Annotated in this window: 23 protein-coding genes; 10 read left to right on the forward strand and 13 right to left on the reverse strand. The window is 55.1% G+C overall.

All coding sequences use genetic code 11. From position 1 onward, the window contains the following. Positions 1-474: 474 nt before the first annotated feature. Complete coding sequence (locus GZH47_RS09515; RefSeq protein ID WP_162639877.1) at positions 475-1,659, reverse strand: GntR family transcriptional regulator; 1,185 nt, start codon at positions 1,657-1,659, stop codon at positions 475-477. Positions 1,660-1,820: 161 nt separating this feature from the next. Then, positions 1,821-2,048: a twin-arginine translocase TatA/TatE family subunit gene (locus GZH47_RS09520; protein WP_162639878.1), complete on the reverse strand. Its 228-nt coding sequence runs from the start codon at positions 2,046-2,048 to the stop codon at positions 1,821-1,823. A gap of 188 nt (positions 2,049-2,236) precedes the next feature. Between GZH47_RS09520 and GZH47_RS09525 the strand changes: the two genes are divergently transcribed. After that, on the forward strand, positions 2,237-2,845 hold the full coding sequence (locus tag GZH47_RS09525) for a manganese efflux pump (protein WP_162639879.1): 609 nt from the start codon (positions 2,237-2,239) through the stop codon (positions 2,843-2,845). Positions 2,846-2,925: 80 nt separating this feature from the next. Here the strand turns inward: GZH47_RS09525 and GZH47_RS09530 are convergent, their stop codons facing one another. Beyond that, positions 2,926-3,348 (reverse strand): hypothetical protein, encoded by a 423-nt coding sequence (locus GZH47_RS09530; protein WP_225446416.1) that lies wholly within the window; start codon positions 3,346-3,348, stop codon positions 2,926-2,928. Positions 3,349-3,605: 257 nt separating this feature from the next. Between GZH47_RS09530 and GZH47_RS09535 the strand changes: the two genes are divergently transcribed. From GZH47_RS09535 to GZH47_RS09550, 4 genes are all read left to right on the forward strand, one after another. Next, a complete protein-coding gene (locus GZH47_RS09535) occupies positions 3,606-4,574 on the forward strand; it encodes an aldo/keto reductase (RefSeq protein ID WP_162639880.1) in 969 nt (322 codons plus the stop codon). Positions 4,575-4,637: 63 nt separating this feature from the next. Beyond that, on the forward strand, positions 4,638-5,978 hold the full coding sequence (locus GZH47_RS09540) for a stalk domain-containing protein (RefSeq protein WP_162639881.1): 1,341 nt from the start codon (positions 4,638-4,640) through the stop codon (positions 5,976-5,978). Between the two features lie 65 nt (positions 5,979-6,043). Beyond that, positions 6,044-7,222, forward strand: a complete 1,179-nt coding sequence (locus GZH47_RS09545; protein WP_162639882.1) for a LacI family DNA-binding transcriptional regulator — start codon at positions 6,044-6,046, stop codon at positions 7,220-7,222. Positions 7,223-7,433: 211 nt separating this feature from the next. Continuing rightward, the gene (locus GZH47_RS09550; protein ID WP_162639883.1) at positions 7,434-10,184 is read left to right on the forward strand and encodes an alpha-mannosidase; all 2,751 of its coding nucleotides are present in this window, start codon (positions 7,434-7,436) and stop codon (positions 10,182-10,184) included. Between the two features lie 135 nt (positions 10,185-10,319). On the opposite strand, the gene GZH47_RS09555 is transcribed toward GZH47_RS09550, so the two are convergent. The 8 genes from GZH47_RS09555 to GZH47_RS09590 all read right to left on the reverse strand — a co-directional run bounded on the left by GZH47_RS09555 (position 10,320) and on the right by GZH47_RS09590 (position 18,344). Beyond that, positions 10,320-11,852, reverse strand: coding sequence for a spermidine synthase (locus GZH47_RS09555; protein ID WP_162639884.1), 1,533 nt, complete (start codon positions 11,850-11,852; stop codon positions 10,320-10,322). Between the two features lie 175 nt (positions 11,853-12,027). Then, positions 12,028-12,675, reverse strand: a complete 648-nt coding sequence (locus GZH47_RS09560) for a TetR/AcrR family transcriptional regulator (RefSeq protein WP_225446417.1) — start codon at positions 12,673-12,675, stop codon at positions 12,028-12,030. A gap of 63 nt (positions 12,676-12,738) precedes the next feature. After that, positions 12,739-13,767 (reverse strand): ABC transporter permease, encoded by a 1,029-nt coding sequence (locus GZH47_RS09565; RefSeq protein ID WP_162639885.1) that lies wholly within the window; start codon positions 13,765-13,767, stop codon positions 12,739-12,741. Next, a complete protein-coding gene (locus GZH47_RS09570) occupies positions 13,764-14,495 on the reverse strand; it encodes an ABC transporter ATP-binding protein (RefSeq protein ID WP_162639886.1) in 732 nt (243 codons plus the stop codon). Before GZH47_RS09570 ends, GZH47_RS09565 begins: the two co-directional genes overlap by 4 nt. A gap of 286 nt (positions 14,496-14,781) precedes the next feature. Continuing rightward, a complete protein-coding gene (locus GZH47_RS09575) occupies positions 14,782-16,158 on the reverse strand; it encodes a DUF4179 domain-containing protein (protein ID WP_162639887.1) in 1,377 nt (458 codons plus the stop codon). After that, on the reverse strand, positions 16,151-16,696 hold the full coding sequence (locus tag GZH47_RS09580; protein WP_162639888.1) for an RNA polymerase sigma factor: 546 nt from the start codon (positions 16,694-16,696) through the stop codon (positions 16,151-16,153). Before GZH47_RS09580 ends, GZH47_RS09575 begins: the two co-directional genes overlap by 8 nt. Positions 16,697-16,819: 123 nt before the next feature. Further along, the gene (locus GZH47_RS09585) at positions 16,820-17,692 is read right to left on the reverse strand and encodes a phosphotransferase enzyme family protein (RefSeq protein WP_225446418.1); all 873 of its coding nucleotides are present in this window, start codon (positions 17,690-17,692) and stop codon (positions 16,820-16,822) included. Positions 17,693-17,750: 58 nt separating this feature from the next. After that, a complete protein-coding gene (locus GZH47_RS09590; protein ID WP_162639889.1) occupies positions 17,751-18,344 on the reverse strand; it encodes a TetR/AcrR family transcriptional regulator in 594 nt (197 codons plus the stop codon). Positions 18,345-18,490: 146 nt separating this feature from the next. On the opposite strand from GZH47_RS09590, the gene GZH47_RS09595 reads away from it, so the two are divergent. Together GZH47_RS09595 and thpR are read left to right on the forward strand one after the other, a co-directional pair. Continuing rightward, positions 18,491-19,765: an MFS transporter gene (locus GZH47_RS09595; protein ID WP_162639890.1), complete on the forward strand. Its 1,275-nt coding sequence runs from the start codon at positions 18,491-18,493 to the stop codon at positions 19,763-19,765. Between the two features lie 67 nt (positions 19,766-19,832). Then, positions 19,833-20,414 carry an RNA 2',3'-cyclic phosphodiesterase gene (thpR, locus tag GZH47_RS09600; RefSeq protein ID WP_162639891.1) on the forward strand — a complete coding sequence of 194 codons (582 nt, stop codon included), beginning with the start codon at positions 19,833-19,835 and terminating at the stop codon, positions 20,412-20,414. Between the two features lie 66 nt (positions 20,415-20,480). On the opposite strand, the gene GZH47_RS09605 is transcribed toward thpR, so the two are convergent. After that, positions 20,481-21,410, reverse strand: a complete 930-nt coding sequence (locus GZH47_RS09605) for a manganese-dependent inorganic pyrophosphatase (protein ID WP_162639892.1) — start codon at positions 21,408-21,410, stop codon at positions 20,481-20,483. Between the two features lie 172 nt (positions 21,411-21,582). Continuing rightward, the gene (locus tag GZH47_RS09610; RefSeq protein WP_162639893.1) at positions 21,583-22,497 is read right to left on the reverse strand and encodes an NAD(P)/FAD-dependent oxidoreductase; all 915 of its coding nucleotides are present in this window, start codon (positions 22,495-22,497) and stop codon (positions 21,583-21,585) included. 232 nt (positions 22,498-22,729) lie between these two features. Between GZH47_RS09610 and GZH47_RS09615 the strand changes: the two genes are divergently transcribed. The 3 genes from GZH47_RS09615 (at position 22,730) to GZH47_RS09625 (ending at position 24,550) form a co-directional block, all read left to right on the forward strand. Next, complete coding sequence (locus GZH47_RS09615; protein ID WP_162639894.1) at positions 22,730-23,257, forward strand: GNAT family N-acetyltransferase; 528 nt, start codon at positions 22,730-22,732, stop codon at positions 23,255-23,257. A 145-nt stretch (positions 23,258-23,402) separates the two neighbouring features. Further along, a complete protein-coding gene (locus tag GZH47_RS09620) occupies positions 23,403-23,705 on the forward strand; it encodes a Dabb family protein (protein ID WP_162639895.1) in 303 nt (100 codons plus the stop codon). Between the two features lie 104 nt (positions 23,706-23,809). Then, positions 23,810-24,550, forward strand: a complete 741-nt coding sequence (locus tag GZH47_RS09625) for a phytanoyl-CoA dioxygenase family protein (RefSeq protein WP_162639896.1) — start codon at positions 23,810-23,812, stop codon at positions 24,548-24,550. Positions 24,551-24,587: the final 37 nt, after the last annotated feature.

Here is a 24,587-nt window from a genome sequence, read left to right on the forward strand (position 1 = left end):
CTTGGGATGCCGATGTCGTGCAGCGCTTGGAGCGCAATGCCATACAACGCTTGGTCCGCGACGCCGCACGGCGCTTCGTCCGCGACGCCATACAGCGCTTGGGGCGCAATGCCGCACGCACTTGATGCGCAATGCCATACAACGCTTGGTCCGCGACGCCGTACGGCACTTCGTCCGCGACGCCATACAGCAGCGCTTGGGGCGCAATGCCGTGCAGCGCTTGGGGCGCGACACCGTACGCACTTGATGCGCAATGCCGTGCAGCTCTTGGTCCGCGACACCTTACGGCACTTCGTCCGCGACGCCATACAGCAGCGCTTGGGGCTCGACGCCGCACGGCACTTCGTCCGCGACGCCATACAGCAGCGCTTGATGCGCAATGCCGTGCAGCACTTGATGCGCGACGCCGTGCGCAGCCTATCCTGTATCCGACCCCACTCAACGCACACATCGCAAGATCCCTACCACTCCTTACTACCCCTGCATTTCCCTCGCAATGACGCTATCCCGCACGATCAGCTTCGTCGGCAGCTTCACGGACGGAACGTCCGAACCCGGCGGCGCGTCGAGCATGCGGATCAGCAAATCAATGCACGCCCGCCCCAGCTCGCCGGCCGGCTTACGGACGCTCGTCAGCGGTACGGGCAGCAAACCGTTCATTCGGGAATCCGTAAACCCTGCGACGGACAGCTGCTTCGGCACCTCGATGCCGATCCGGTGCGCGGTCTTCATTACTTCCAGCGCCACGTAATCGTTCGAGCAGAAGACGGCCGTCATCGCAGCGGCGCCCCGCATGAAGGTTTCAAGGTCGGCTTCCTTGTTGCTGTAATCCGAATAAATCAGCGCCCGGTTAAAGGGCAGCTCCGCATCCAGATGCGCTTGAATATACCCTTGATACCGTTCCTCGCGGCTCATGACGCCGGCCATCTCCTCGGACACGAACCCGATTTGCGCATGCCCTGCGGCAATGAGGTACTTCGTCAGCTCGTAGGCGCCGCCGTAATGATCATGGCAGACATTCGTAATATTGAGCTCCCGGAACGCCCGGTCGATGATGACGATCGGATAATTCGCCACATGCAGGCGCAGCACCTGATTGCCGCATGCCCGCCGGTCGCCCGGGAACAGAATGATGCCGCCGATCCCCCGATCCTCCGAAAGCTCGGAGAGCAGCCTCTCTTCCTGCTCATGATCGTCTCCCGCTACGCGAATGATCAACTCGCATCCAAGCCCTTGGGCCGCCGGCAGCGCGGCCGTAATGATCTGGCCGACGAAATCGTCGATCGCCGGCACGACCATCGCGATCATCCGTCCCGGACGCCGATCCGGCGAAGCGCCGCCTGCCGCGTTCTCGGCCAGAAACGTTCCCCGTCGCGGCATCCGGTACACGACGCCTTCCTTTGCCAGCGCCAGCAGCGCTTCCTTGCTCGTCCGGCGGCTGACTCCGAACATGTCGGCAAGCTCGCCCTCTGACGGCACGGGATCATGCGGCCGCAGCTCCCGCTCCTCGATCAGCTCCATGATTTTGAGCCGCATTTGTTCATAGAGCGCGAACGGCCCTTTGACCAATTTTTCCTGCTTCGCTTGCCGGACTTGGTTGTCTTGCTTTCCTTGCTTCCGTTGATTTCCTTGCCTCTCTGTCTGTTCTCTCCCGTTCAACGCTTGAATCCCCCTAGTCGCAGCAGCGAAAATGTATCAGTGATTCGTATAGTGTATAACTGAATCAGGCGAAATTCAATAACAAGAGCCCGCCGCGGTGGGACGTCCCGCAGCAGCCCCTGCTCCCAAGAAACCGCCGAATATAAAAAAACAGCCTCCCGTTATTCCGGAAGCTGCTCTTCTTGCCGCGAGATGCTTTCACCGGATTCTTTCACCGGCACTCGCTTGTTGTTAGTCGGTTCGTCATTCATCAATCCGTTGACGCCGGATTTAAATTCCTTAATCGTCCGTCCGAAAGCATGGCCGAGCTCAGGGAGCTTCTTAGGGCCAAAAAGCAACAAAGCAACGATTGCGATCAAAATGAAACCGGGCATTCCGATATCTGCCATTGTAAGCCTCACTCCTTTAATGGTTCTAGCTAGAATCGTTCCTAACTAGCATAACATACTGTTTACAATCAAGAAGTTACAGTTCGATGAATGTCAAGGCGTCTGATAATTTCAAGATGCATCCGGGCGGCTAACTGCATAGAGTAAGTGTCTGATCGATCGGTGATTGAAGATTGGAGTGTGCAGCTATGCATTGGTTTTCCATCGCATTAATCGGGGTTGCGTCGAATGTGGATAATCTAGGAATCGGCTTCTCATTCGGATCGCGCTCAACCAAAGTGCCGCTCGCGTCCAATATGGTCATTGCGCTGCTATCGATGGTTGCCACTTACTTGTCGATGTCGGCCGGGATGCTGCTATCCCATTTGATTTCTCCTTCATGGGGCAACTTGATGGGCGGCTTTGTCATCACAGCCATTGGCGCCTGGGGACTTCGTTCCAGCTTGGCGAACCGTACACATGCTGCGTCGGGCTCAGGCCCAAACGATTCCGATACGAAGCCCGACCGTTTGGCTGCGGCAACCGATACGGACGATAATCATATTATCTCCTTGAGCGAAGCGATCTCCCTGGGCTTCGCATTGTCGGTGAACTGCATCGCGAGCGGTTTGGGCGCCGGAGCCAGCGGGGTTTCGCCGTTGTTTACGGCATTCGCGGTCGGAATATTTTCTCTGCTATCCGTAGATATCGGGGTCAGGTTCGGCTATCGGATGGCAAAATCATGGTTTGGGAAATATGCGGACATCGCGGGATGCCTGCTTCTGATTATCATCGGCTTATATGAAATGCGAATTTAAATGCCAAATGGCAATTAGAAAATGCGGCATGCCATCCGAAGTGTGGATACCATACCGCATTCGCCGCTGTCGTTCCAGCGCTAGGAAATCTTTTGAATTCGGAACGTGAACGACCATTTGGCCGTGTTCCCTGAATAGCGGCCTCGGTTTTCAACGACGTTTACCGTCATTGTTTTATTGCTGCCTGCTTTCGTGACGGAGGAAACTTTAACGGATGCATTCGCCTGCCCGTCGTCTGGGTATTTGTCTTGTTCTTGCGCCTCCGCCCTAAGCTTAATCGTGTCGGTTGACTTGACGTTCAGAGTCACCGAAGCGCCCTCCGCGACCTCCTTGCCATTGATGAACCCACCGGTCCACCATTCGTTGCCGACATGATTGTTTTCCGTCAAATTCGCGCTGACAAAAGTAATTTTGATTTTGCTCGTCGTAGACGCTGCTGTAACGGTCTGCGCAGCAAACATTAGAACGAGCATGAGAAGAAGAACACTCTTCACCGTCTTCACGATACTTCCCCCTCCTAATAATAGGTAGTTAATATGAATGCACCCAATTATAGAATATCCGCCCTTATGAAGCACTGATTATTTATTCATTTTCTAAAATTCAATAGTTCTTAGTTCTACCGCCATTTACGCTATACTTTCCCTCAGTAGATATACTTCCGATCCATACCTAACCCTATTTTCCCTACTTTCCAACTGGGAATTGTTAGCCCATAATGGGACATGCATGACAATCAAGCTACCATATGGAGGGCTATATGAGTAAACTGATTCCGCTTCAACAACGGGGCATCCAAGCCAGCCAGCTCGTGCTGGGCTGCATGCGCCTCGGCGGCGACTGGGACGCCAGAAACCCGATCACGGCAGAGCACTATAATGAAGGCCGCGCAGCGTTGGAAGCGGCACTTGAGATCGGCATCAACATGTTCGATCATGCGGACATTTACACGCGCGGCAAAGCCGAGCGCGTCTTCGGCCAATTGTTGAAAGAAAGCCCGTCGCTGCGGGAGTCGATCATTCTGCAGTCCAAATGCGGCATCCGCATGGCGGAAGAAGGCGAACCGGCGCGGTTCGATTTCTCGGAAGAGCATATTCTGCGCAGCGTCGACGGCACCTTGGAACGACTGGGTACGGAATATATCGATATTTTGCTGCTTCACCGTCCGGATCCACTCGTCGATCCCGAGGAAGTGGCAAGCGCGATCAGCAAGCTGAAAGCGTCCGGCAAAGTGCGCCATTTCGGCGTATCCAATATGAGCCAAGGGCAAATCCGCCTGCTTGCCGCCTACAGCGACGAGCCGTTCATCGTCAATCAGCTGGAAATGAGCTTGAGCAAAACCAGCTTCGTCGATACGGGCGTCACCGTGAATCAAGAAGCATCGCGGGAAAGCGTGTTCCCGGAAGGCACGATGGAATACTGCCGCCTGGAGAACATTCAGCTGCAATCCTGGGGTCCCCTCGCACAGGGCTTGTTCTCCGGCCGTTCGCTGGACGGCCAAAGCGAGGCCGTCGTGAAGACGGCGAAGCTCGTCGCCGACTACGCCGAGCGGCTGAACACGACGCCGGAAGCCATCGTGCTGGCTTGGCTCATGATGCACCCGGCCGGCATTCAGCCGGTCATCGGCACGATCAATCCGGCGCGGATCCTCGCCTGCAAGGACGCTCCTTCCATCCGTCTGACGCGCGAGGATTGGGCATGGCTGTATAACGCTTCGCGAGGTAAGTAACAGCCGAATATCAATAAACAGCAAATAGGCAGCTCGGGACATTGTTCGTCCTTGGCTGCCTGTTTGGTTATTTTCTATACAAATTCCAGTCACAAATTTATACTATTGAAATGCAATAGAAACCATATTTTAGAGGAAGAAGGAATAGGTTTGAGAAAATTAGGGGTATTGTTATCCGCAATCATGCTCGTTTTAACGATTTTCACACCTTCTGTACATGCGTCACAGCCACCTGCTAAATTGGCCCCCCTATATATTGACGGCCAGCCGACAAGCTATATTTCCAAAATAATTGACGGCCAGAAAGTCAGTTTGATCGCGCTGCGGGCGGCCTCCTCCGCTCTGAAGCTTGATGTGACATGGGCGCCGGCCGATAAAACATGGGTCGTTGCCAATGACAATCATCGAATCGTTCTGAAGCTTAATTCCAAAGTTGCTCAAGCAGACGGCAAAAGCACTACCCTGCCCGTGCCTGCGCAGAATATTAATGGCGTGGGCTATGTTCCCCTCCGTTTTATTGTCGAAGCAAGCGGAGGACGCATTATCGAGGTAAATACAAAGCAGCTAACGGTTGGAGAAAGCGTTACAAAACGTACAACTTTAATCTTGTGGGCATCTTCCAGTCATCATGAAGAACTCATTCGTTACATATGGGACGATGATGTCGAAGGATTAAAGAGCATCATGGACGATTGGCATGAATTAACGCTTCCAGACGACGCTATCGGAATTGGCCCTTACGCTTTCGCCAATAGCACTCAGATGATTCAGGCTTTCTTGGACGCCGGCTTCCCAATCAATTATCGGCAATCCAGCTATAACGGTCTGATGGATGACTCCGGCTATACGCTGCTGCATTCGTTAGCTTACAACGGCCAATATGAACTTGTTTCCTACTTGCTGGAACACGGTGTGGATGCCAATATGCCCACGATATCCGGTGACCTAGCGATCGATCTTGCCATTCAAGGGAAAGAATATTTGGAAAAAGGAGATCATCCATTCGAAATTAGTGATGTAAACGTCAGACTGGCCAACTACGATAAAACGATCGAACTGCTTCGGAAATACACGAAGTTCGATCTCTATTTCAAAGACAACAAAGGCAACATCCTCGCCGAGGACGAGGACATCGTTCCGGATTCCGTAACTGTTCAGCAAGCGCTTGGCGACCCTTCGGGCAACAGCTACCAGATCAGCATGACCTTCAAAGACCCGGCCAAGCTGGAAAGCATCACCGCGGCGCATGTCGGAGAAACGATCGGCATCTACCTGAACGAGAAACTCCTCGTCGACCCTATGGTCTCCGCTCCGATCAAGGGCGGCAGCTTGGCGATCAGCGGGCAATTCACGGAAGAGGAAGCGAACGCGTTCATCGAAGACCTGAAGCAGGCAATGGCGTAATCCGAACATTTCACGTATACTATTAAACTATATATTAATGCTTCGGAAACACCGGGAGGAACAACGTGACAGACCATAAGCCGCGCTATCAGATCATCATCGATTATTATATGGACCACATTGCCTCCGGTCAGCTGAACGACGGAGACAAGCTGCCGAACGGACCGGAAATCGCAGCGCAGTTCGGCGTCAGCGCGATCACGGTCACCCATGCCATGCGCCAGCTGGAGACGATGGGGTTCGTGAAACGGATCAAGAAGGCCGGCACGTTCGTGACCGTCCGCCAACCGGATGAACCAGCCGCCGAGCCGCGTCTGGCCGCTTCCGGCTTCGACGAGCCCGCCGCGATCGCTGCGCCGGACGCGCCTTCCCTGCCAATCCCCGTCATCTCGCTCGTCATGCCGTTCAGCGAAACGATCGGCTACGAGATTTTCCGCGGAGTGGAAGAGGAATGCGCGAAGCGCGGATTCTACGTTACGTTTCACAATTCCAAATACGACGACGCGATCGAGCGCGGCATCATTCAGAAGCTGGCGAAGGACCGCGTCAGCGGCATTATCGTCTACCCCGTGTCCAGCTACAAGAACATCGATGTCTTCGGCAGCCTGGCGATCGAAGGCGTTCCTTTCGCGCTGATCGACCGGAGCATCGACGGCTTGGACGCGCCGCTTGTCATCTCCGACAATATGGAAGCAGGCCGCAGCGTGACGTCGCATCTGCTGGGACTCGGCCATGAACGGATCGCCTTCGCCTGTCCTGCCTGGAACGAGGCGGTTTCCATCAGCGAACGGTACAAGGGCTACTGCAAAGCGCTCATCGCGGCAGGCATCGCGCCCAAGCCCGAGTGGCTCGTCAATCTCGACCTATCGCCCGCGCAGGGAACGGAGTCCCCGTCGGAGATGAACGATGCCGCGAACGCCGACATCCTGCTCGACCGCCTGCTTGCCATTGCGCCCGCGCCGACAGCGGCAGTCGTCGTCAACGACATGTCTGCCACTCATCTGCTCAAGGCCGCGCTGCAGCGAGGGATCGACGTCCCGGGCCGGCTGTCGATTACCGGCTTCGACAATCTCTCGTTCACCGAGCATCTGGAAGTGCCGCTCACGACCGTCGAGCAGGACTTCTACGGCATCGGCCGCGAAGCGGCGAAGCTGGTTCTCGCATCGCCCGAACAGCGCGGTGACGCCAAAGTCATCCTGCCCACAAGGCTGATCAGCCGGCAATCCGCAAGCGCGCCATTGTAACGGCATCCATGTATCGCATTACTTGTATCTTGTAATGGCATTACTTGTATCACATACTTGTATCGCATCCTTACATGGCATAGCTGCCGCCTTTATCCCGTGAGCCTAAGGCTCGCGGGATATTTTTATATAATTTATTTACAACCTCGATCGATCGGACTATTATTAAAACATATTTTATTATTTCATTCGAAAGGGGTCCGACTTCCTTATGTCATCCGCACAGCCTAAAGCCGTCATTCACGTCATCTCCCATACCCACTGGGACCGCGAGTGGTATATGCCGTACGAAGCCCATCATGCCAAGCTGATTCGCACGATGGATGATCTGCTCGACGTGATGGACCGCGATCCCGAATATCGCAGCTTCTATCTCGACGGACAGACGATCGTGCTCGACGATTATCTGCAAGTGTATCCCGAGAAACGCGAGAAGCTCGTTCAACTGGTTCGGGAAGGCCGCTTATCCGCCGGACCTTGGTATATTTTGCAGGATGAGTTCCTGACGAGCAGCGAAGCGAACGTCCGCAATTTGCAAATCGGCCATCGCGATGCCAAAGCGTTCGGTCCCGTTTCGAAGCTCGGCTATTTCCCCGACTCGTTCGGCAACATGGGCCAGGCGGCACAGCTGATGCAGCAGGCCGGCATTACGACGGCGGTGTTCGGGCGCGGCGTGAAAGCGACGGGCTTCAACAACAGCGTCTCCGATTCCACGGACCTCGAGTCGCCGTATTCGGAGATGAATTGGGATTCGCCGGACGGCTCCCGCGTGCTCGGCATCCTGTTCGCGAACTGGTACAACAACGGCATGGAAATTCCCGAGGAGCCCGCAGCGGCCAAGCAGTTCTGGGACAACGCGATCGCAAGCGCCTCCCGCTATGCCTCGACGCGGCATCTGCTGCTTATGAACGGCTGCGATCACCAGCCCGCGCAAGCGAATCTGTCGGCTGCGCTCCGCACCGCGAGAGAGCTTTATCCGGATTGCGAATTCATCCATTCCAATTGGGACGATTACGTGCAGGCCGTTCAGGCCGAGCTGCCGCCGGCGCTCAGCACCATTACGGGCGAGCTGCGCGGACAACGGACGGACGGCTGGTTCTCGCTCGTCAACACGGCATCGGCGCGGATCTATATCAAGCAGCTGAACCAGCAGAACCAAACGATGCTGGAGAAAATCGCCGAGCCGCTCGCCGCGTTCGCCCATGCGCAGGGCCAATCCTATCCGCACGGCCTGCTCAACTACGCTTGGCGCACGCTCATGCAGAACCATCCGCATGACAGCATTTGCGGCTGCAGCGTCGACGAAGTCTATCACGAGATGAAGACCCGCTTCGAGAAAAGCAAAGGCGTCGCCGCTTCCGTCATCGCGGACAGCACGGCTTACCTCAGCGGCCAAATCGACACGTCGGGCTTCGGCGAAGGCAGCGTGCCGTTCGCGGTATTCAGCACGAGCGGCTACGAGGATTCCGGCGTCGTTACCGTGGAACTCGAACTGAGCCGCCGCTATTTCAAACAGAGCGAGAATCCGGTCGAAATCGCCGCATTCGTCGGCAGCAGCACAATAGCAGAGGGCTACCTCGTCGATGCGAACGGCGCGCGGGTCGCTTATACGAGCGCGGATCTCGGCGTTCGTTTCGGCTACGACTTGCCGGACGATAAATTCCGCCAGCCGTATTTTGCCCGCGTCGTGTCCGTGACGTTCGAAGCGAACGCTGTTCCGGCCATGGGATATGCCGCTTATGCGTGGGTTCCTTCTATTGAAGCGAACGCGAACGCGGCAGCCGCTTCGCTCATCGCATCGCCGAACACGATGGAGAACGAGTTCCTCCAAGTCTCCATTCAACGGGACGGCACGCTGAACCTGACCGATAAGGCCAGCGGCCAAACGTACAGCGGCCTCGGCTATTACGAGAATGTCGGCGATGTCGGCAACGAATATATTTTCAAGCAGCCGAAAGGCGATAAAGCCATCACGACCGCCGGTCTGGAAGCGCAAATTCGCGTCGTAGAAGATACGTCTTACCGCGCAACGTACGAAATCACCCATACGATTCTCATTCCCGAGTGCGCCGACGAACGGCTGCAAACGGAAATCGCAACGATGGTATCCTTCTTGGATCGGGAGGCGCAGCGTTCCGGCAAGCTCGTTCCCCTTACGATCGTGACGCGCGTCAGCTTGAGCCGCTCCGAGCGGGGCGTGCGCGTCCATGCGAGCTTCGACAACCCGGCGAAGGACCACCGCCTCCGGGTCATGCTTCCGTCCGGCGTTACGGCTGCGCGTCATCACGCGGATTCCATCTTCGAAGTGGCGTCGCGCGCGACTACGCCTTCGGCAGAATGGGTCAATCCGAGCAACTGCCAGCATCAAAGCGCGTTCGTAGACGTGCATGAAGCGGGCCGCGGCTTGGCGATCGGCAACAAAGGACTGAATGAATACGAAATCCTGCGCGACGGCAGCGGCACGATCGCGGTGACGATCCTTCGCTCCACGGGCGAGCTTGGCGATTGGGGCGTGTTTCCGACGCCGGACGCGCAGTGCCTCGGCAAGAACGAAGCGGAGTGGATGATTCTCCCTCACGGCGGCGAGAGCGACCGCTTCCGCGCTTACCAAGCGGCGTACGGCTTCCAGGTGCCGATGCAAACGGCGCAAACCGGCTTGCACGGCGGCCCGCTCGCTCCGCGCCAAAGCCTGTTGAACTGGAGCAGCACGGGCTCCGGCCTCGCCCTGTCCAGCCTGAAAGTGAACGAGGACCGCGGCGACTGGATCGCGCGCTGGTACAATCTGTCCGGCGAGCCGGCCGAGCTTTCCGTCGGTTCTGCCTATCACGATGAACTGTACGAAAGCAACGTGCTGGAGGAACGCGCGGATACGCGAATCGGCAGCGATAGCGGCTCTGCCTCCGTACCGGTTGCCGGCTTCAAAATCGTCAGCATCGGCCTGACCGGCAGCGGCAGCAAGTAAGCCGCACGGAATAAGACTGGCCTATTTTTTCTTCTAGCACCTTCCAGCACCCTATAACGAAGCGCATTAAAAATGGAGCAGCTTGCCATCGGCAAACTGCTCCATTTCCGTTCAACTATTTTTCTCTATTCAACTCTATTCCGAACGAAGCGTCCCGAACACCATCGAATCGGTCAGCATCTCGGTCGGCGCACGATTATCCGTGAGCAGCACGCCTTTGGAAACCTGGTCGTCGGTGAGCGGCTCGAGCTTGCTTGGCCATTCGCTGCGGATGGCCGCGAGCGGGCTCCGGGCATCGATGGCTTGCAGCGGTTGCAGATCAATCGGCGAGAACGAGCCTAATAAAATATAGTTATAATGACCGCGGGCTTTGATCGCGTAGCTGTAAGGAAATGCGGCCTTCAACGTTTTTTCCATGGAAACAAGCAATTTGGAGGCAGGAGAAACGGCATTGACATTCAACGCCAGCATCCCTTTATCGTTCAGGCGCTTCCCGATCGTCGCGAAGAATTCCTTCGTCGATAGATGGAACGGGATGTAGATTTGCTGGGAATACGCGTCGACGATGACGATGTCGTACCGCTTGTCCGTATTGCTGATGAACACTCTGGCATCCTGATTGACCAGCGTCGCATCGCCCGGCTGCAAACCGAAGAAGCGCGCATCGAGCTTGATGACATCGGGGTCGATTTCGACGCCCGTCGTATGCAGTTCCGGGAATTGCGGCTTCACGTATTTCGCCAGCAGGCGAGGAATCGTACCGCCCGCGGAGCCGAGCACGAGAAATTCCTTGGGATGATCCGTCAAATAAGGAAGCAGCAAGTAATCGTCGTAGTAGTCATTCTTGTTCAGCGCATCGTTCGGACGCCGTATCGACTGGACGCCCCCGCCTTCGTTATAGACGAGCTTCGTCTCATCCTTCTCGTTATGCGTCACCCTGACGAATTGATAGAGCGTATCTTTGGCCCATACGACGGGATCTCCTTCGGCTTCCTTGAACTGGTCATGGGGAGCGAAATACAGCAGGAACGGAACGAGCAGCATAACGCCCAGCCAGCGCAGCCGGGTCGAGCGCAATCCCCAGGCGCTGATGGCGATTAACGCGGCGGACCAGAGGAATATCGTCTCCCTTGTACCGAGAAAGGGAATGGTGCCGAAGGCGGTACCGAACGTGCCGATCAGGCTGCCGAGCGTGGAGAATGCATATAAATTGCCGGCCACTTTGCCGATCTGTCCATCATCGGCCGGAACAAGCCTGATCGCAAAAGGGCTGACCATGGCCAGCAGAAACACCGGCGGCGCAAAAACGATCAAGATGGCGAAGAAAGAACAAACGATGATGAGCACGGAAGTGTTGAGAATGCCATCCGACAGCAATGGGAAAATCAGCTTGCCCCAAATCGGCAGCAGCGAAGTGAGCACGCCGGCGGAGAGGGAGATAAGCATGAGCAGCCTGCCGTCCGGCCGCTTGTCCGCCCAGCGTCCGCCAATCCAATAGCCCAGCGACAGCGAGAGCAGAATCAGGCCGATGATGTTAGCCCACACGATCATGGAGGTTCCGTAATAAGGAGCCAAGAACCGAGATGCCGCGAGTTCCATCGCCATGACGGACGCTCCGGTTACGAACACGAACACATACAGAAACGAGATACGGAAATTAAGCTTCAAGTGATCACCCGATTCAGCAGAATGGAAAGAGAAGTAAGCACTTCCATTATCGCCCGACGGCAATCAAAAAGTAAATCTAGTTATTGCTGCTTTCATATAAATTCTTAACGATATGAACAAAAGCAAGCAGCTGCCGAATGGCGGTTGCTTGCTTTTGGAATCGTGCTGACATGTGCTATTCATCGTTCGGCGACGGCGAAGAGCTTTCCCGGAATCCGTCCATCAGCATGCGCACCGAATCTTCGATTTCTTCGTCGCTGATGAAGGATCGATTCAAGAGCACGAAGCGAGAAACGAATAGTCCGCCGAAATACGTCATCAGCGTTGTCCGGATCCGCTCCGTCGGCAGATCGACGAGCTCGCCTTGCTTCTTGGCCGATTCGATCAAAGCCGATATCCGAGGCGTAATAACCGCGGCAATATACGGGAGCAGATCGTTTTTCAATTCCTCGTTATAGATGATTTCTTTGATGAGGATTTGAAAAATCTCCTTGTTTTCCGAGAAGAAATCGCTCCGATTCTTAAGCAAAGCTTTCAGGAACGCTTCAAAGCTAATTCCGGACCCGATTTCGCGGAAAACGGCATCGATATTGGACGTAAACATGGCTTTTAAATTCGGAACGAGAAGGTGCAGCAATAATTTGTCTTTCGTGCCGTAAGTTTTGAAAATACTGCCTTCCGACACCTCCGCGGCTTTGGCGATTTCTGCCGTCGACGTATTGTAATAGCCCTTCTCCGCGAACAATCGAATCGCCGTCTCAACGATTCTCTGTTGTTTGACCGTTCGTTCTCCCTTGACTTGCGTTAGAAGTTCCTTAAACAAATTGTCGGTCGATAACGTGTGAAACCTCTCCTCTGCATAACGTCGACATGACAGGACGTCGTGTTAAAGCTTTCTGAATTTTTTCAGCGCTTGCGTGTTTAATGCGTACAGGATCAGACTATACCCGACTAGCCCGAGCAAATAAGGCCAAATATGCGTAAAGCCATTTCCGTAAATCATTACGCCTTTAATGGCCGCTGCGCCATAATAGATCGGCATGACGTAACATAAGTTGCCGAGATGATAAGGAATCGTATCGAGCGGCACGAGTCCCGAGAAGAAGACTTGCGGAACGATCGTCAGCGGAATCAACTGTACGACTTGCAATTCCGAACTCGCGAACACGGAGATCATAGCTCCGAACGAGACTGCCGTGACGGCCAGTAAAACCATCGTCAGCAAAATCCAACCGATGAATCCTTCCGAGCTTAAACCCAGCACGAAAACCGTATAGAGCACGATGAGAATTGCCTGAATAATTGCGAATACGCCATATCCGAGCGTATACCCCAGAATGACTTCCCCGCGCTTGACCGGGGTCATCAGCAATCGTTCCAGCGTGCCGCCGCTTCGCTCTCTCACAAGAGACATGCCTGAAATGATAAACACCAAGAAGAACGAGAATAGAGATAGGAACACATAGCCTAGCGAATCGAACGTGGATTGGCCCTCTTGCCCGAACACGAAGGCGATGTTTACCTTGGCCGACGGGTTAGAGGCCGCGATCGCTTGTTGGATTTCGTTCATGGCCTTCGTGCCTTTGCTCGAAGGCTCATAAAGCGTCATACTCGCACCGGAGGCCTGGGAGATGCCGAAGACGACGTCCACGTCGCGATGGTCCTTCAGATATTGCTTCGCGTTCGCTGCCTCGTCTGTCGATAATTCGACCACGTTCAGTTTCTGCTTATCCAATTGCGCGACGATCGGCGCGGGCAATGCGCCCTTGTCGATGCCGACGGTCGGCACGTAATCGTTGTTTCCGAGCAGCAAGTAAATGAAAGTCAAGATCAGGAGCGGCGCGAATAAAATCATTGCAAGGCTTCGCTTGTCGTTCAAGGTTTGCAGGAAGACGCGTTTGGCTAAATTGATCATACGGCGGCACCGCCTTGCGTTCTTCCGGAGGCGAGAATGAATAACTCTTCCACCTTGCCGTTGTCGGTTATCTCGAGCAGCCGGTCCACGGCATCGTATTCGATTAGAGCGCCGTTGTAAATCAAAGCGGCTTTATCGCACTCCGTTACTTCATCCATGACATGGGTGGAGACGACTATCGTAGTGCCGGACTTCTTGATCTCATGAAATTGATCCCAGATCGTGCGGCGCAGAACCGGATCAATCCCGACTGTCGGTTCATCCAAGAACAGCACTTCAGGCTGATGCAGGATGGACGCCGCAAGCGAGAGACGCTTCTTCATTCCGCCGGAGAAATGTCTTACCAGCTTCTTCCGATGCTCCGATAAGTTGACCAAAGCGAGAACCTCGTTCATGCGTTGTTTCAGTTGCCCCGGATTCATCTGATAAAGTCCCCCGAAGAACCTCAGGTTGGATTCCGCGGAAAGGTCGTCGTACAGCGCATCATTTTGCGGCATGAAACCGATCTTGCTTAACATACCCAAGTTAGGCATCTGCACGTCGCCGAAGCGGATGGTTCCGCTATCCGCGCCGATAGCCCCGATCATGAGTCTGATCAAGGTTGTTTTCCCCGATCCCGAAGGTCCAAGAAAACAGCAGATTTCTCCGGAAGGGATCGTGAACGCGACGTCTTTGATGACTTGCTTACGATCAAAGCTTTTACTGACATGCGACACCTGAATATCCATCTGCCCACGCTCCTTGAACAAGAAGTAAGTGATCACTCACTTTGTTTATAGCACAGGCCCTTTTCGACGTCAAGGAAGGCCTCTTCATTGCTGCGCTCATTTGTGCGTTGCGCTAAATTGTCCTTCATGCGTCGGCCTTCAATCTACAAAAAGAGACCCGCAGCAACGGGCTGCGGGTCTAAAGTGTATATTAATAAGGGGGTCGAGATTTAGTATAGTCCCCGATCATTAAGATAAGCTGAAAATCAGATGTCAATCCTGTTACAGGATCATAACGCGCTCCGTATTATTTCAGCTTCACCTCGAAAGGCTCGTCGATCCACGCCGGGTAATTGTCGATTTTGAGCGAAACCGGGTTTTGCAGCTGTTGATCGGCTGGAATTTTAAAGTCAATTGTTACTTTGTCTTCGTTCGCGCCCCATCCAGAACGTTTCAAGTTGGCTTGGTATGCTTTGCCGTTAGCATCCGTCAGCTCGCTGCCAAGCGTATATCCAAAGTGATCCGTCGGAATGGTCGGCCCCTGGACGCTCAGCTGAAGCTCGTAATTGCCGTTCGGCTGCCGGCTGACGCTCGTTAAGCCGACTTGATCGTCGGGCGCCTGCACGATTTTCTTCGCGCCCAAGTCGATGACCAAGTTCCTTTTGTCTTTATCGAGCGCCATGATGCGGCCAACCTTCAGCGTCAAATGTTTGGGCGTATGGAAGAAGCTGCTGTCGAATTGCAGCGTCTGCTCCTTATCGCCGAGAAAAGCCCCTTTGTTCTGAAGTACCTCGCCCTTCTCGCCCACGATGCTCAGGTCGCCGAGCTCGAAGATCTGCTTGCTGTTGGCCTCATCGAACGAGATGTCGACGATCAGCCGGGTAGGATAGATATGCGCGCGTTCGATCGTCAGCTTCTGCCCGCCAACCGACACCGTTTGATGAACCTCGAGCACTTCCTCCATGCCTGCCGATTTCGTCTTGTCGACCGGGAACTGCACCACCAGCTGCTGATCGTTGCTGTCCGGCGAGAACGAGATGCTTAACGAATCCGGCACCGGCTCGCCATCGCCCATCTGGAGATCGATCACGCCCCGATAGATGCCATCTTGCTCTGCCTGCATGCTGTAGCTGGACAAGGCCGCAACCTCCTGCATCGTCGCTCCGTCCCGCACTTTCATATCGCCGAAATAGACAGTATCCTTCGGTTTAGCCAGCTTGACCGTGAAGAACACATTCATCCGAACCTGGTCGACGACGATACCCTCCACGGTGAATTCGTTGCCGCCGTGCTTATCGCTCAGCCCTACCGGCTGCATATAATCATGGTCGATCGCGTCATGCAACCCGGGGTCGCTGCCGATCAAGCTCAGAATGCGCGACATCCCCGGAATGTGCTGCAGCGCCGAAGCGAACGCAGGCGAGACGCTTGCCGTCATCAAGATGCAGGCAAGCAGCATCGCAACCGCAGCCGCGTAGCCGCTTCTTCTTCGTCTCCTTGACGACCGCTTGATTCGAGCGGACGCAGAGGAAGGATCCAGCCCTGAACGCAGCGCCTGCCCGGCCTCTGCCGGCACCGCGAGTCTGCCCGCTTCATCTCCCCAGCGCTGCAATTCCGCCTCCAGCCAATCCTGTCCGGCCGTCTCTTCCGTACTGCCCGGTTGTCCTGTCCGCTTGTTATTCACTGGCAAGCACCTCCCTTCCCAATAAGCCGCGCAATCTCCCTAACGCTTTGTGCAGCCCGGTCTTGACCGTTCCTTCGGGACAGCCCAGGATGACCGCGATCTCGGTCAACGTATATTGCTGCGTATACTTCAAAATAATAATTTCCTTCTGCCGCGTCGGCAGGTCCCTCACCGCATCTTCGAGCGTCACCTTCAGATCGCTTCCGCTCGCGAACGAAGGCTGGCTTGCGCCCCATTGCTTCCATTGCGCCAGCCACTCCCGCTTGCTGCGGCGCCGATATTCGTCATTGCAGCAGTTGAGCAGAATCCGCGTCAGCCACGTCTGGAACAAGGCGGCATCCTTCAGCTTGGCGATTCCTTGATAAGCGCGGAACGTCGTTTCCTGCAGCGCATCCAGCGCATCCTGGTCATCCTTCAAGTAAGCGCGCGCGATGCGGTACAGCCTCGCCTGCTGCCCCGCGATCAGCTGAAGCAGCGATTCCCCGTCTCCCGCCCGGGCAAGCCTCATCAACGCTTGATACTCCTCTTCGTCGTCCATGGCGCCTCCCCCGTTACCTGTTCTATGAGATTAGACTGCGCCAAACTCGCAAACGGTTTTTACTATCGCAAAAGTTTTTTATGAAGACGAAAGGAGCCTGCGGCGCGCAGGCTCCCTTCTGTGTTATGCAATGGAGAATCGATAGGCGTTCAGCCAAGCATTGTTCGCCATCAGGCGATTGACCTTCGCGACTTGTTCGGGTCCGCCGGGCGCTCCTCCGCTTCGATACAGCAGAATCCAACGGAGACAAGCCAACGCTTCGAAGGCCGCAAGCTCCTCGGGCTCGAGCTCGTTGGCGGATAGGTACGCGGAACGGAAGGCAGCGGCAAGACGGTCCGAGACATAGATGGATTTCAACGTAACCGACCATGCAAAATCGTATCGCGGATCTCCTAATTGTCCGTTCGTCCAATCGATGACCGCGCAGCGGCCGTTTTCGTCTTCTACAAGATTGTTGAGGTGAAAATCGCCGTGAATCAGCCGCTCTTGTTTCATGGGGGTCTTGCGAACGATGGAAGACAATGCTTCCGCGATGTCCGCGTGTTCGCTCGCTCCCGGGAAGAAGTAGTCGATGAAATCGAAACGCGGAAGACGGATGTCTCCAAGGTCTTCGACATCGATTCGATGCAGGCTGGATAACAGGCGGGCGATATCGGTCATTTTCCGCTTGTTCGCTTTGTTAACGGACTTGCCGTCGAAGGTCGTCAGCAGCACTTGATGTCCATTCGGATCTGTACCCCAGCCGAGCGGCCTCGAGACGGAGATGCCTCTCTCGAAGAGGGCATTCAACAAACAATACTGGAAGCGAATATCGGGCTTGGAGCTCTTGTTCCATACTTTCAGCACGTAGCGCTCTTCGGCCGAGCGAATCAACATGACTTCGGCTTCGAAGCCTTGTTCCATCGGATGCACCGTTACGGCGTCTTGTCGGCCCAGTAATTCGTCCAGCCTTTCGTTCTTATCCATCCAATTCACGGTATCGATAACGCTTCCCACGCATGATCATCCCTTCCGTTATCCGTTGTGCTTGCTTCGCCGTTCCCGGTTCATGCGATCAGCGCAAGCACAGCGTTCTCATATATGCCATAAGCGACTCGATATTCATCCGGACATGCCGGTTGTCGCCTTCCAGCTTGCTGATCATGATGCCGCCCTCCATGACGGACAAGGTAAATGTCGCCAGCGCTTCGATGTCGAGGTCCGCCTTGAATTCGCCGGATTCCACTCCCCCCGCGATGATCGCTTTCATCGTATCCAGCGTCCCCGCGAGCCCCTTCCGGGCGATTTCCCGCAACTGCGGATTGCCGTCATCGCTCTCGGTAGCCAAATTGAGCAATGGACAACCACCGATAAAAGGAGGCGCTTCGACGACGTTCTCGTACACGCGCAGATAGACGAGCAGCTTCCCGATCGCCGTATCCTCCAGCTCGATCGCCGCCTTCAACTTCCCGACTACGACACTGCCCGCGTATTGGTAGGCTTCCATGGCAATCTCGTCCTTGCTGGCAAAATACCGATAAATGCCGCCCTTCTTGATGCCGGTCGACTCCGTAATGTCCGACAACGACGAGCCGGCGTACCCTTTCTGGTTAAACAGTTCCGCGGACTTCGCGATAATATGATTGCGGGTATTTTCTCCCTTAGGCATGAGGATAACTGCTCCCTTGGATGGTAATGGTTTTTTTATTATAGCAAATCCATTTAGGCTTTCGAAGCGCAACGCGATGTGTTAAAGTAAAGATACCGATCGGTATCTTTTATGTCAATGGTTCACATGCAGGGGAGGAATGCTCATTGGAGAAGACGTGGTTCAAGGAACCGAGGTATGCCTGGATTGGATTAGGCTCGCTCTGGACGATCGGTTTCGTCGGCGCGCTGATGCGGTTCATCATGGCTTTCTTTCAAGTTCAAATTTCTGACGATTTGGGGATCGGCAGAGGGTTTATTTCCATGGCTTGGTCGACGAATTTGCTGCTTGCTGCGTTATGCGCGCCTTTCGGAGGATGGCTCGCTGACCGCTATGGCCCGAAGCGAGTCTTGCTGATCAGCGCGCTGCTGAGCACCGCGGGAACGGGCACCGTCGTATTCGGTCATCATCCGGCCGTCTTCTTCCTGGGCTACGGCGTCATCTGCGGGCTTGCCGGTATCGGGACGACGACCACGTACATGTTGATCTTCGATTGGTTTCGGCATCATCGGGCCAAAGCGACCGGACTGCTCGCGAGCGCGTCTTCCTTGGGACTGGCGATCAGCACGCCGATTTTCGTTGCCTTCCGTTCGCTGACCTGGCACGACGCCTTCATCGTCTCTTTCACCCTTGGCCTCGTCGTCACTTTGCCTACGATTCTCTTCGGAATCAAGGGGCCGCGGACGGCAAGCGGAGGCGAAGCTGCCGACTCTTCCGCGGGGATGGCGGAAACGCCCGAGCTGTCGGCAGATGTGCCGAAGCCGAATCGCAAGCGGGTATTTCAAAGCATTTCGGCGCATCTCGCCATTTACGGCATCGTTGCCTGCGCTTTATTCGCCTGCGGCTTCAACATGGGAACCGTCGAGATGAATCTCGTTGCCATCCACCAGCTGGCGAGCGTGCCGCCGGGCATGATCGCGCTGTCGATGAGCCTGCTCGGCGTGATGGAAATCGCGGGCTCGCTCGTCGTCGGCTTTATGCTGGACCGCCTCAATAAGCTGGCCATGCTAACCCTTCTATACGGCATACGGGTCGTCGGCTTCAGTCTGCTTTTCCTCCATCTTGCTTGGTCTCCCGCGTCCTTCGCGATGGCGTTCGGCTTCACCTATTTAAGCGCGGTGCCCGGCGGGCTGCTGATCGTGAACGAATATGCCGGTGGCAAGGGCAAACATACCGGCTGGCTGCTGCTTTTTCATCAAGGAGGCGGCATACTCGGCTCGTTGGTCGGCGGTCTTTCCTTCGATTATTTTCACGATTATCAAGCGCTTATCGGCGCCGACATCGTGATATGCATGCTGGTGACGCTCGGTTATTGCTACTTATATCTCTCCCGCAGGCGCAGCGGTTTTCGACTTTCCCGGAACAAGGAAGCTGCCGCATGAAATCTTGGCTACAATAAGAAGAGAAATTCGTCTGCACATTGAGCTCGCAAGGAGGACACAACGATTCATGACCGCGTTCACGAATAATTACGCGAAGGAAGCACAGCGCCTGTTCGTCGCCGTACCGCTGCCGGATAGGTTGAAAAGCGCGCTTGGCGCATGGTCGCGGGAGCTCCGCGCTTCGTCCCCGTTCCGCAAATGGACCGAGGAAGCGGATCTGCATGTCACGCTTCAGTTTCTCGGCGATACGGAGCCGAACCGGCTACCTGCATTGCAGGCCGCGTTGGCCGCTGCGATCGGCAGGATCGAACCTTTTCGCCTAGTGCTTCAGGGCATGGGCACCTTCGGCAGACCCGAGCAGCCGCGAGTGCTCTGGGCGGGCATCGGCGGCGAGCTGGATGCGCTGCGCGGCCTGCAGCGAACGATCGTCGAAGCGACGGCCCCGCTCGGCTTCCAGGCGGAGGAACGCCCTTACAGTCCGCATCTCACGATCGCCCGGAGCAGCACGGGAACGGCCTCGTTCTCCTTGCCCCAGCTCCTTCGAACCGATGCTCCGCCGGCCTGGCAGGTGAACGAGATCGTCTTGTATCGCACCCATATGCACCAGCGGCCGATGTATGAAACGATAGCGCGGTTCCCCATGCGGTAAGCAACACAAACACAAACACCCCGTACAGCCAATGGCCGTACGGGGTATTCGTCATTCAATTATTTCTTATTTGCTCAGCGTTTCCGTCAGAACCGGAACGATTTGCAATTTGCGGGAAACGACGCCTTTCAGCACCGCTTTGTTGTCGTCGAGCTTCACGTTGTACGCTTGCTCTACGGCACCGGCTTTGTTGCCGAGCGCCAGCGCGACGGAATCGTTGTTAAGGATGTCCGTAACTACGAATACGAACAGGTCGAGACCTTTGTCCGCGATGATCGCGTTCAGCGCCGCTTCGACTTCCGATTGGCGGGACAGAACGTCGTTCACGTCAACCGCGTTCACTTGAGCGATTTCGACTTTGCTGCTGCCCATCGAGAATTCTTTGGAATCCAGGGAGATCAGCTGCGCGATCGTTTTTTGGCTCAGGTCGGCGCCGGCTTTCAGCATGTCCAGGCCGTACTTGTCTGCGTCCACGCCTGCGATTGCCGCAAGCTCGCGAGCCGCCGCAACGTCTTCCGGCGTGCAAGTCGGCGATTTGAACAGCAGGGAATCGGAAACGATTGCGGAGAGCATCAAGCCTGCGATGCCGCTTTCGATCGCGATGCCGTTCTCTTTGTACATTTTGTTCAGGATCGTTGCCGTGCAGCCTACCGGCTCGCAGCGGTAGTACAGCGGGTGAGCCGTCTCGAAGTTCGCGATGCGGTGGTGGTCGATAACTTCAAGCACGCGTACTTTATCGATATCGCTGGCGCTTTGTTGGCGCTCGTTATGGTCAACCAGAATGACTGTCTCGGCTTCGTTCGAAACCGTTTCAACCAAGCGGGGAGCTGCTGCTTTGAACGTATCGAGCGCGAATTGCGTTTCGCCGCTCACTTCGCCCAGACGTACCGCTTCCACTTCTTGACCGAGCTTCGTTTTCAGATCCGCGTAAGCGATTGCCGAGCAGATTGTGTCCGTATCCGGGTTTTTGTGTCCGAAAATCAATGTTTTTGACATGAGTATACTCCTTACAAAATAGTTTTTAGGTTCCCTAACGGGTATTATACCGTTAAATGCCTGCAATGCCTATTCCTATACACGGAAATCTCGCAAAATCTCCGGGCGGATTCTAGATTTTGTCATAAAGGGCAGGCCGCGCCTCGCATTCGCATCATTCGCCAGCAGCCGGCTAGTCGACAGCAGATCCGTTCCAAGCCTCCATGAGGAGTTCGTTGTTGATGCCTACGGCGGCCAATGAACCCAGCGACGCGGCAGTAATGGCTTGGTACAGCTCCGTTGCTGCATCGCCCGCGCTGTAGATTCCCGGTACGTTCGTCTTGCCGAACGGGTCGGCGACGACCGTTCCCGCTTCCGTAACCCGGCAGCCGAGCGCTTGCGGCAGATCGGATCCGGCGATCAGCTGCGGTCCGAAGAAGATGCCCGTGCACGAGATTGCCGTGCCGTCCGCCAGTACGACCCGCCGAACCATGCCGTCGATCGATTCGATCGTCCGGATCGCCGAGTCGCATACGGGCACCCGATGCCGCGCAAGCTCCTCCCGTTCCGTGTCCAGCAGCCCGCCTTGGCCATCGGTGCAGATCGTAAACTTGCTTGTCCAGCCGGCAATCATTTTGGCCAAATGGAGCACCCTCGCCCCCTTGCCGATCAAGACGAGCGGCTGATCTCTGAGCTCCCAGCCATCGCAATAAGGACAGACAAAAGCACTCTTGCCGTATACGGCCGTCAGCCCGTCAATAGCCGGGAGGACGTCTTTCTTGCCGGAGGCGAAGAGCAGCTTCTTGCTCCGATAAGCCGCGCCGCGAACGGTCGTGATTTGAAACTGTCCATCCGTCCCCGCAATCGATGCTACCGTATCCGCTGCAAAATCAACCGACGGATAGGCCTTGATCTCTTCCTGCGCAATGCGCCGAAATTCGCTTGGACTGATCCCGTCCCTCGTCAGAAATCCATGCGTCTCCCGCGTAACCCCGTTGCGCGGCCGCCCTTCATCAATGACCGCAACGGATTTCCTTGCCCGGCCAAGCACGAGCGCGGCATTGAGGCCTGCCGGTCCTCCGCCGATAATCGCGCAATCGTACGTCATGCCTGATTCCTCCTTTTATTGAATACGCAGTAAGCAAGCCGCGCACAACTTCTTCCACTAATTCGAGTCTAGTTAATAAGTATTTTATCATCTGATGATATTCGCTGCATTGTTCGCCGTGTATAATCAATCCGCGAATTTATTTCGATGGTCTATTATGCTTGGCTTGGTTTCGTTCACGGTATATAAATACAAGCAGCATTCCATTAATCGCTAGGAAGAGAGTGACGGCATGTTCCCAGTATTAGAAACGGAGAGACTCCGTTTGCGAGAGATCGAGATCGCCGATGCCCGCGATCTATTCGACTGCTTTTCGAATCCGGAATTGACCCGGTATTATGGGCTGGAGCCTTTTACGAATATCGGGCAAGCCCAACAATTCGTAGATGTTTTCGCGAAGAATCTTCAGGAGAAACGCGGCATCCGATGGGGAATTGAAATCAAAGGCCGACAAGGCATTATTGGAACGATCGGCTTCAACGCATGGTTCGCCAAGCATAAGCGAGCTGAGATCGGCTATGAGCTTCATCCGGATCATTGGAGACAAGGATATGCCGCGGAAGCGGTCACTGCAGTCATTGCGCATGGCTTCGGCGAACTGGGATTGACGCGTATCGGAGCCGTCGTTTTCATCGAAAATATCGCATCGCAGGCGTTATTGGCGAAACTCGGTTTTGAACAAGAAGGCGTTCTTCGCAAATATATGGTTCAAAATGGCGTTGCCCACGATACGAATGTTTACGCGTTGATCAAACCTTAATGCCGGCCGATCCCTTTCGAATCGGTCAAGTTATCGTCCCGGATGATCATATCCCGTTTTCATTGGCGATTTATACGCATTTGGGCTGGTTAGCGCTATAATAAAAGCAAGCTTATCCAACTATCCCATAAGGAGCGTGTCCCCTTTGTTCGAACATCTTGTCATTTTCAAATTCAACGCAGCCATTACACCCGAGCGCGAGCAGGAATTACTGAATAAACTGCTGGCGTTCAAAGGACGCATTCCCGGCATCGTCGATATCTCCGCGGGCATCAACGTCACGGAAGAAACGGACAACATCCATGGCTATACGCTCGGCCTTCGCGTCACCTTCGAGAGCCAAGAAGCGCTGCGCGCGTACGGTCCGCATCCGCTCCATCAAGATTTCGTGAGCGGGCTGTCCGGCATCCTGGAGAGCGTCGTCGTCGTCGATTATCCGGTCCGATAATCCAAATATCAATTTCAGATAGGAAACGGATAATGTCAGCCATTGGACCCGCGCCTCTCTCGAAGTAAGATGAAACCATCGCTATTCGAGAGGGGAAACGACCGATGAAGAACACGATTCCGGCGCTGACGAAGCCGATCACGCAAGCGCTTGTCGATCAATTTCATGATCAAGGGTACCTGCTCATTAAAGGCGGCTGCTCGGCGGATCTGATCGATGCATTCAACAACCATATTTATGACCTGCGCAATGAAGATCCGATGCCGGAGTGGGCCGCGGTAGACGAGAGCAAGAAATACTCCATCCGTCTGTTCAACCCGCATCTGCACGACGGCTTCTCGCGCCAAGTGATGAAGCTGCCGATCATTCGCGGCACACTCGCCCAGCTGATGGGACGGGAAGCCAATTGCGTCCAAAGCATGTTCTTCTACAAAGAACCGGGTGCGCCGGGACAAGCCGCCCATCAAGACTACTACTATATCAAGAACGATCCCATGACGATGATCGCGGCATGGATCGCGATGGAAGAGAAAATCGACGTGGAGAACGGCTGCCTCTGGGTCATCCCGAAATCGCATCGTCTCGGCCTGCTGCCGCACGGCGCCGTCAAGAATCTCGATGAACACGAAGCCTGGACGGACGAGACGGAAGGTATTGACCTCCATACGCAGGTTCCCGTCGAAATGGAGAAAGGCGACATCCTCTTCTTCCACGAGCTGCTCATCCATTCGTCGAACCGCAACCGCAGCACGGACCGCTGGCGCCGTTCCTACGTGTGCCACTACATCCGCGAGGATGCGACGACGACGCGCAAGGATCTGCAGAAGAAATTCCCGCTTTATTAAGAAGCTTACAGGAAAAGCTTTTAAGTTAATTCGGTAC

This window comes from Paenibacillus rhizovicinus, from assembly GCF_010365285.1.
GTDB classification, from domain to species: domain Bacteria; phylum Bacillota; class Bacilli; order Paenibacillales; family Paenibacillaceae; genus Paenibacillus_Z; species Paenibacillus_Z rhizovicinus.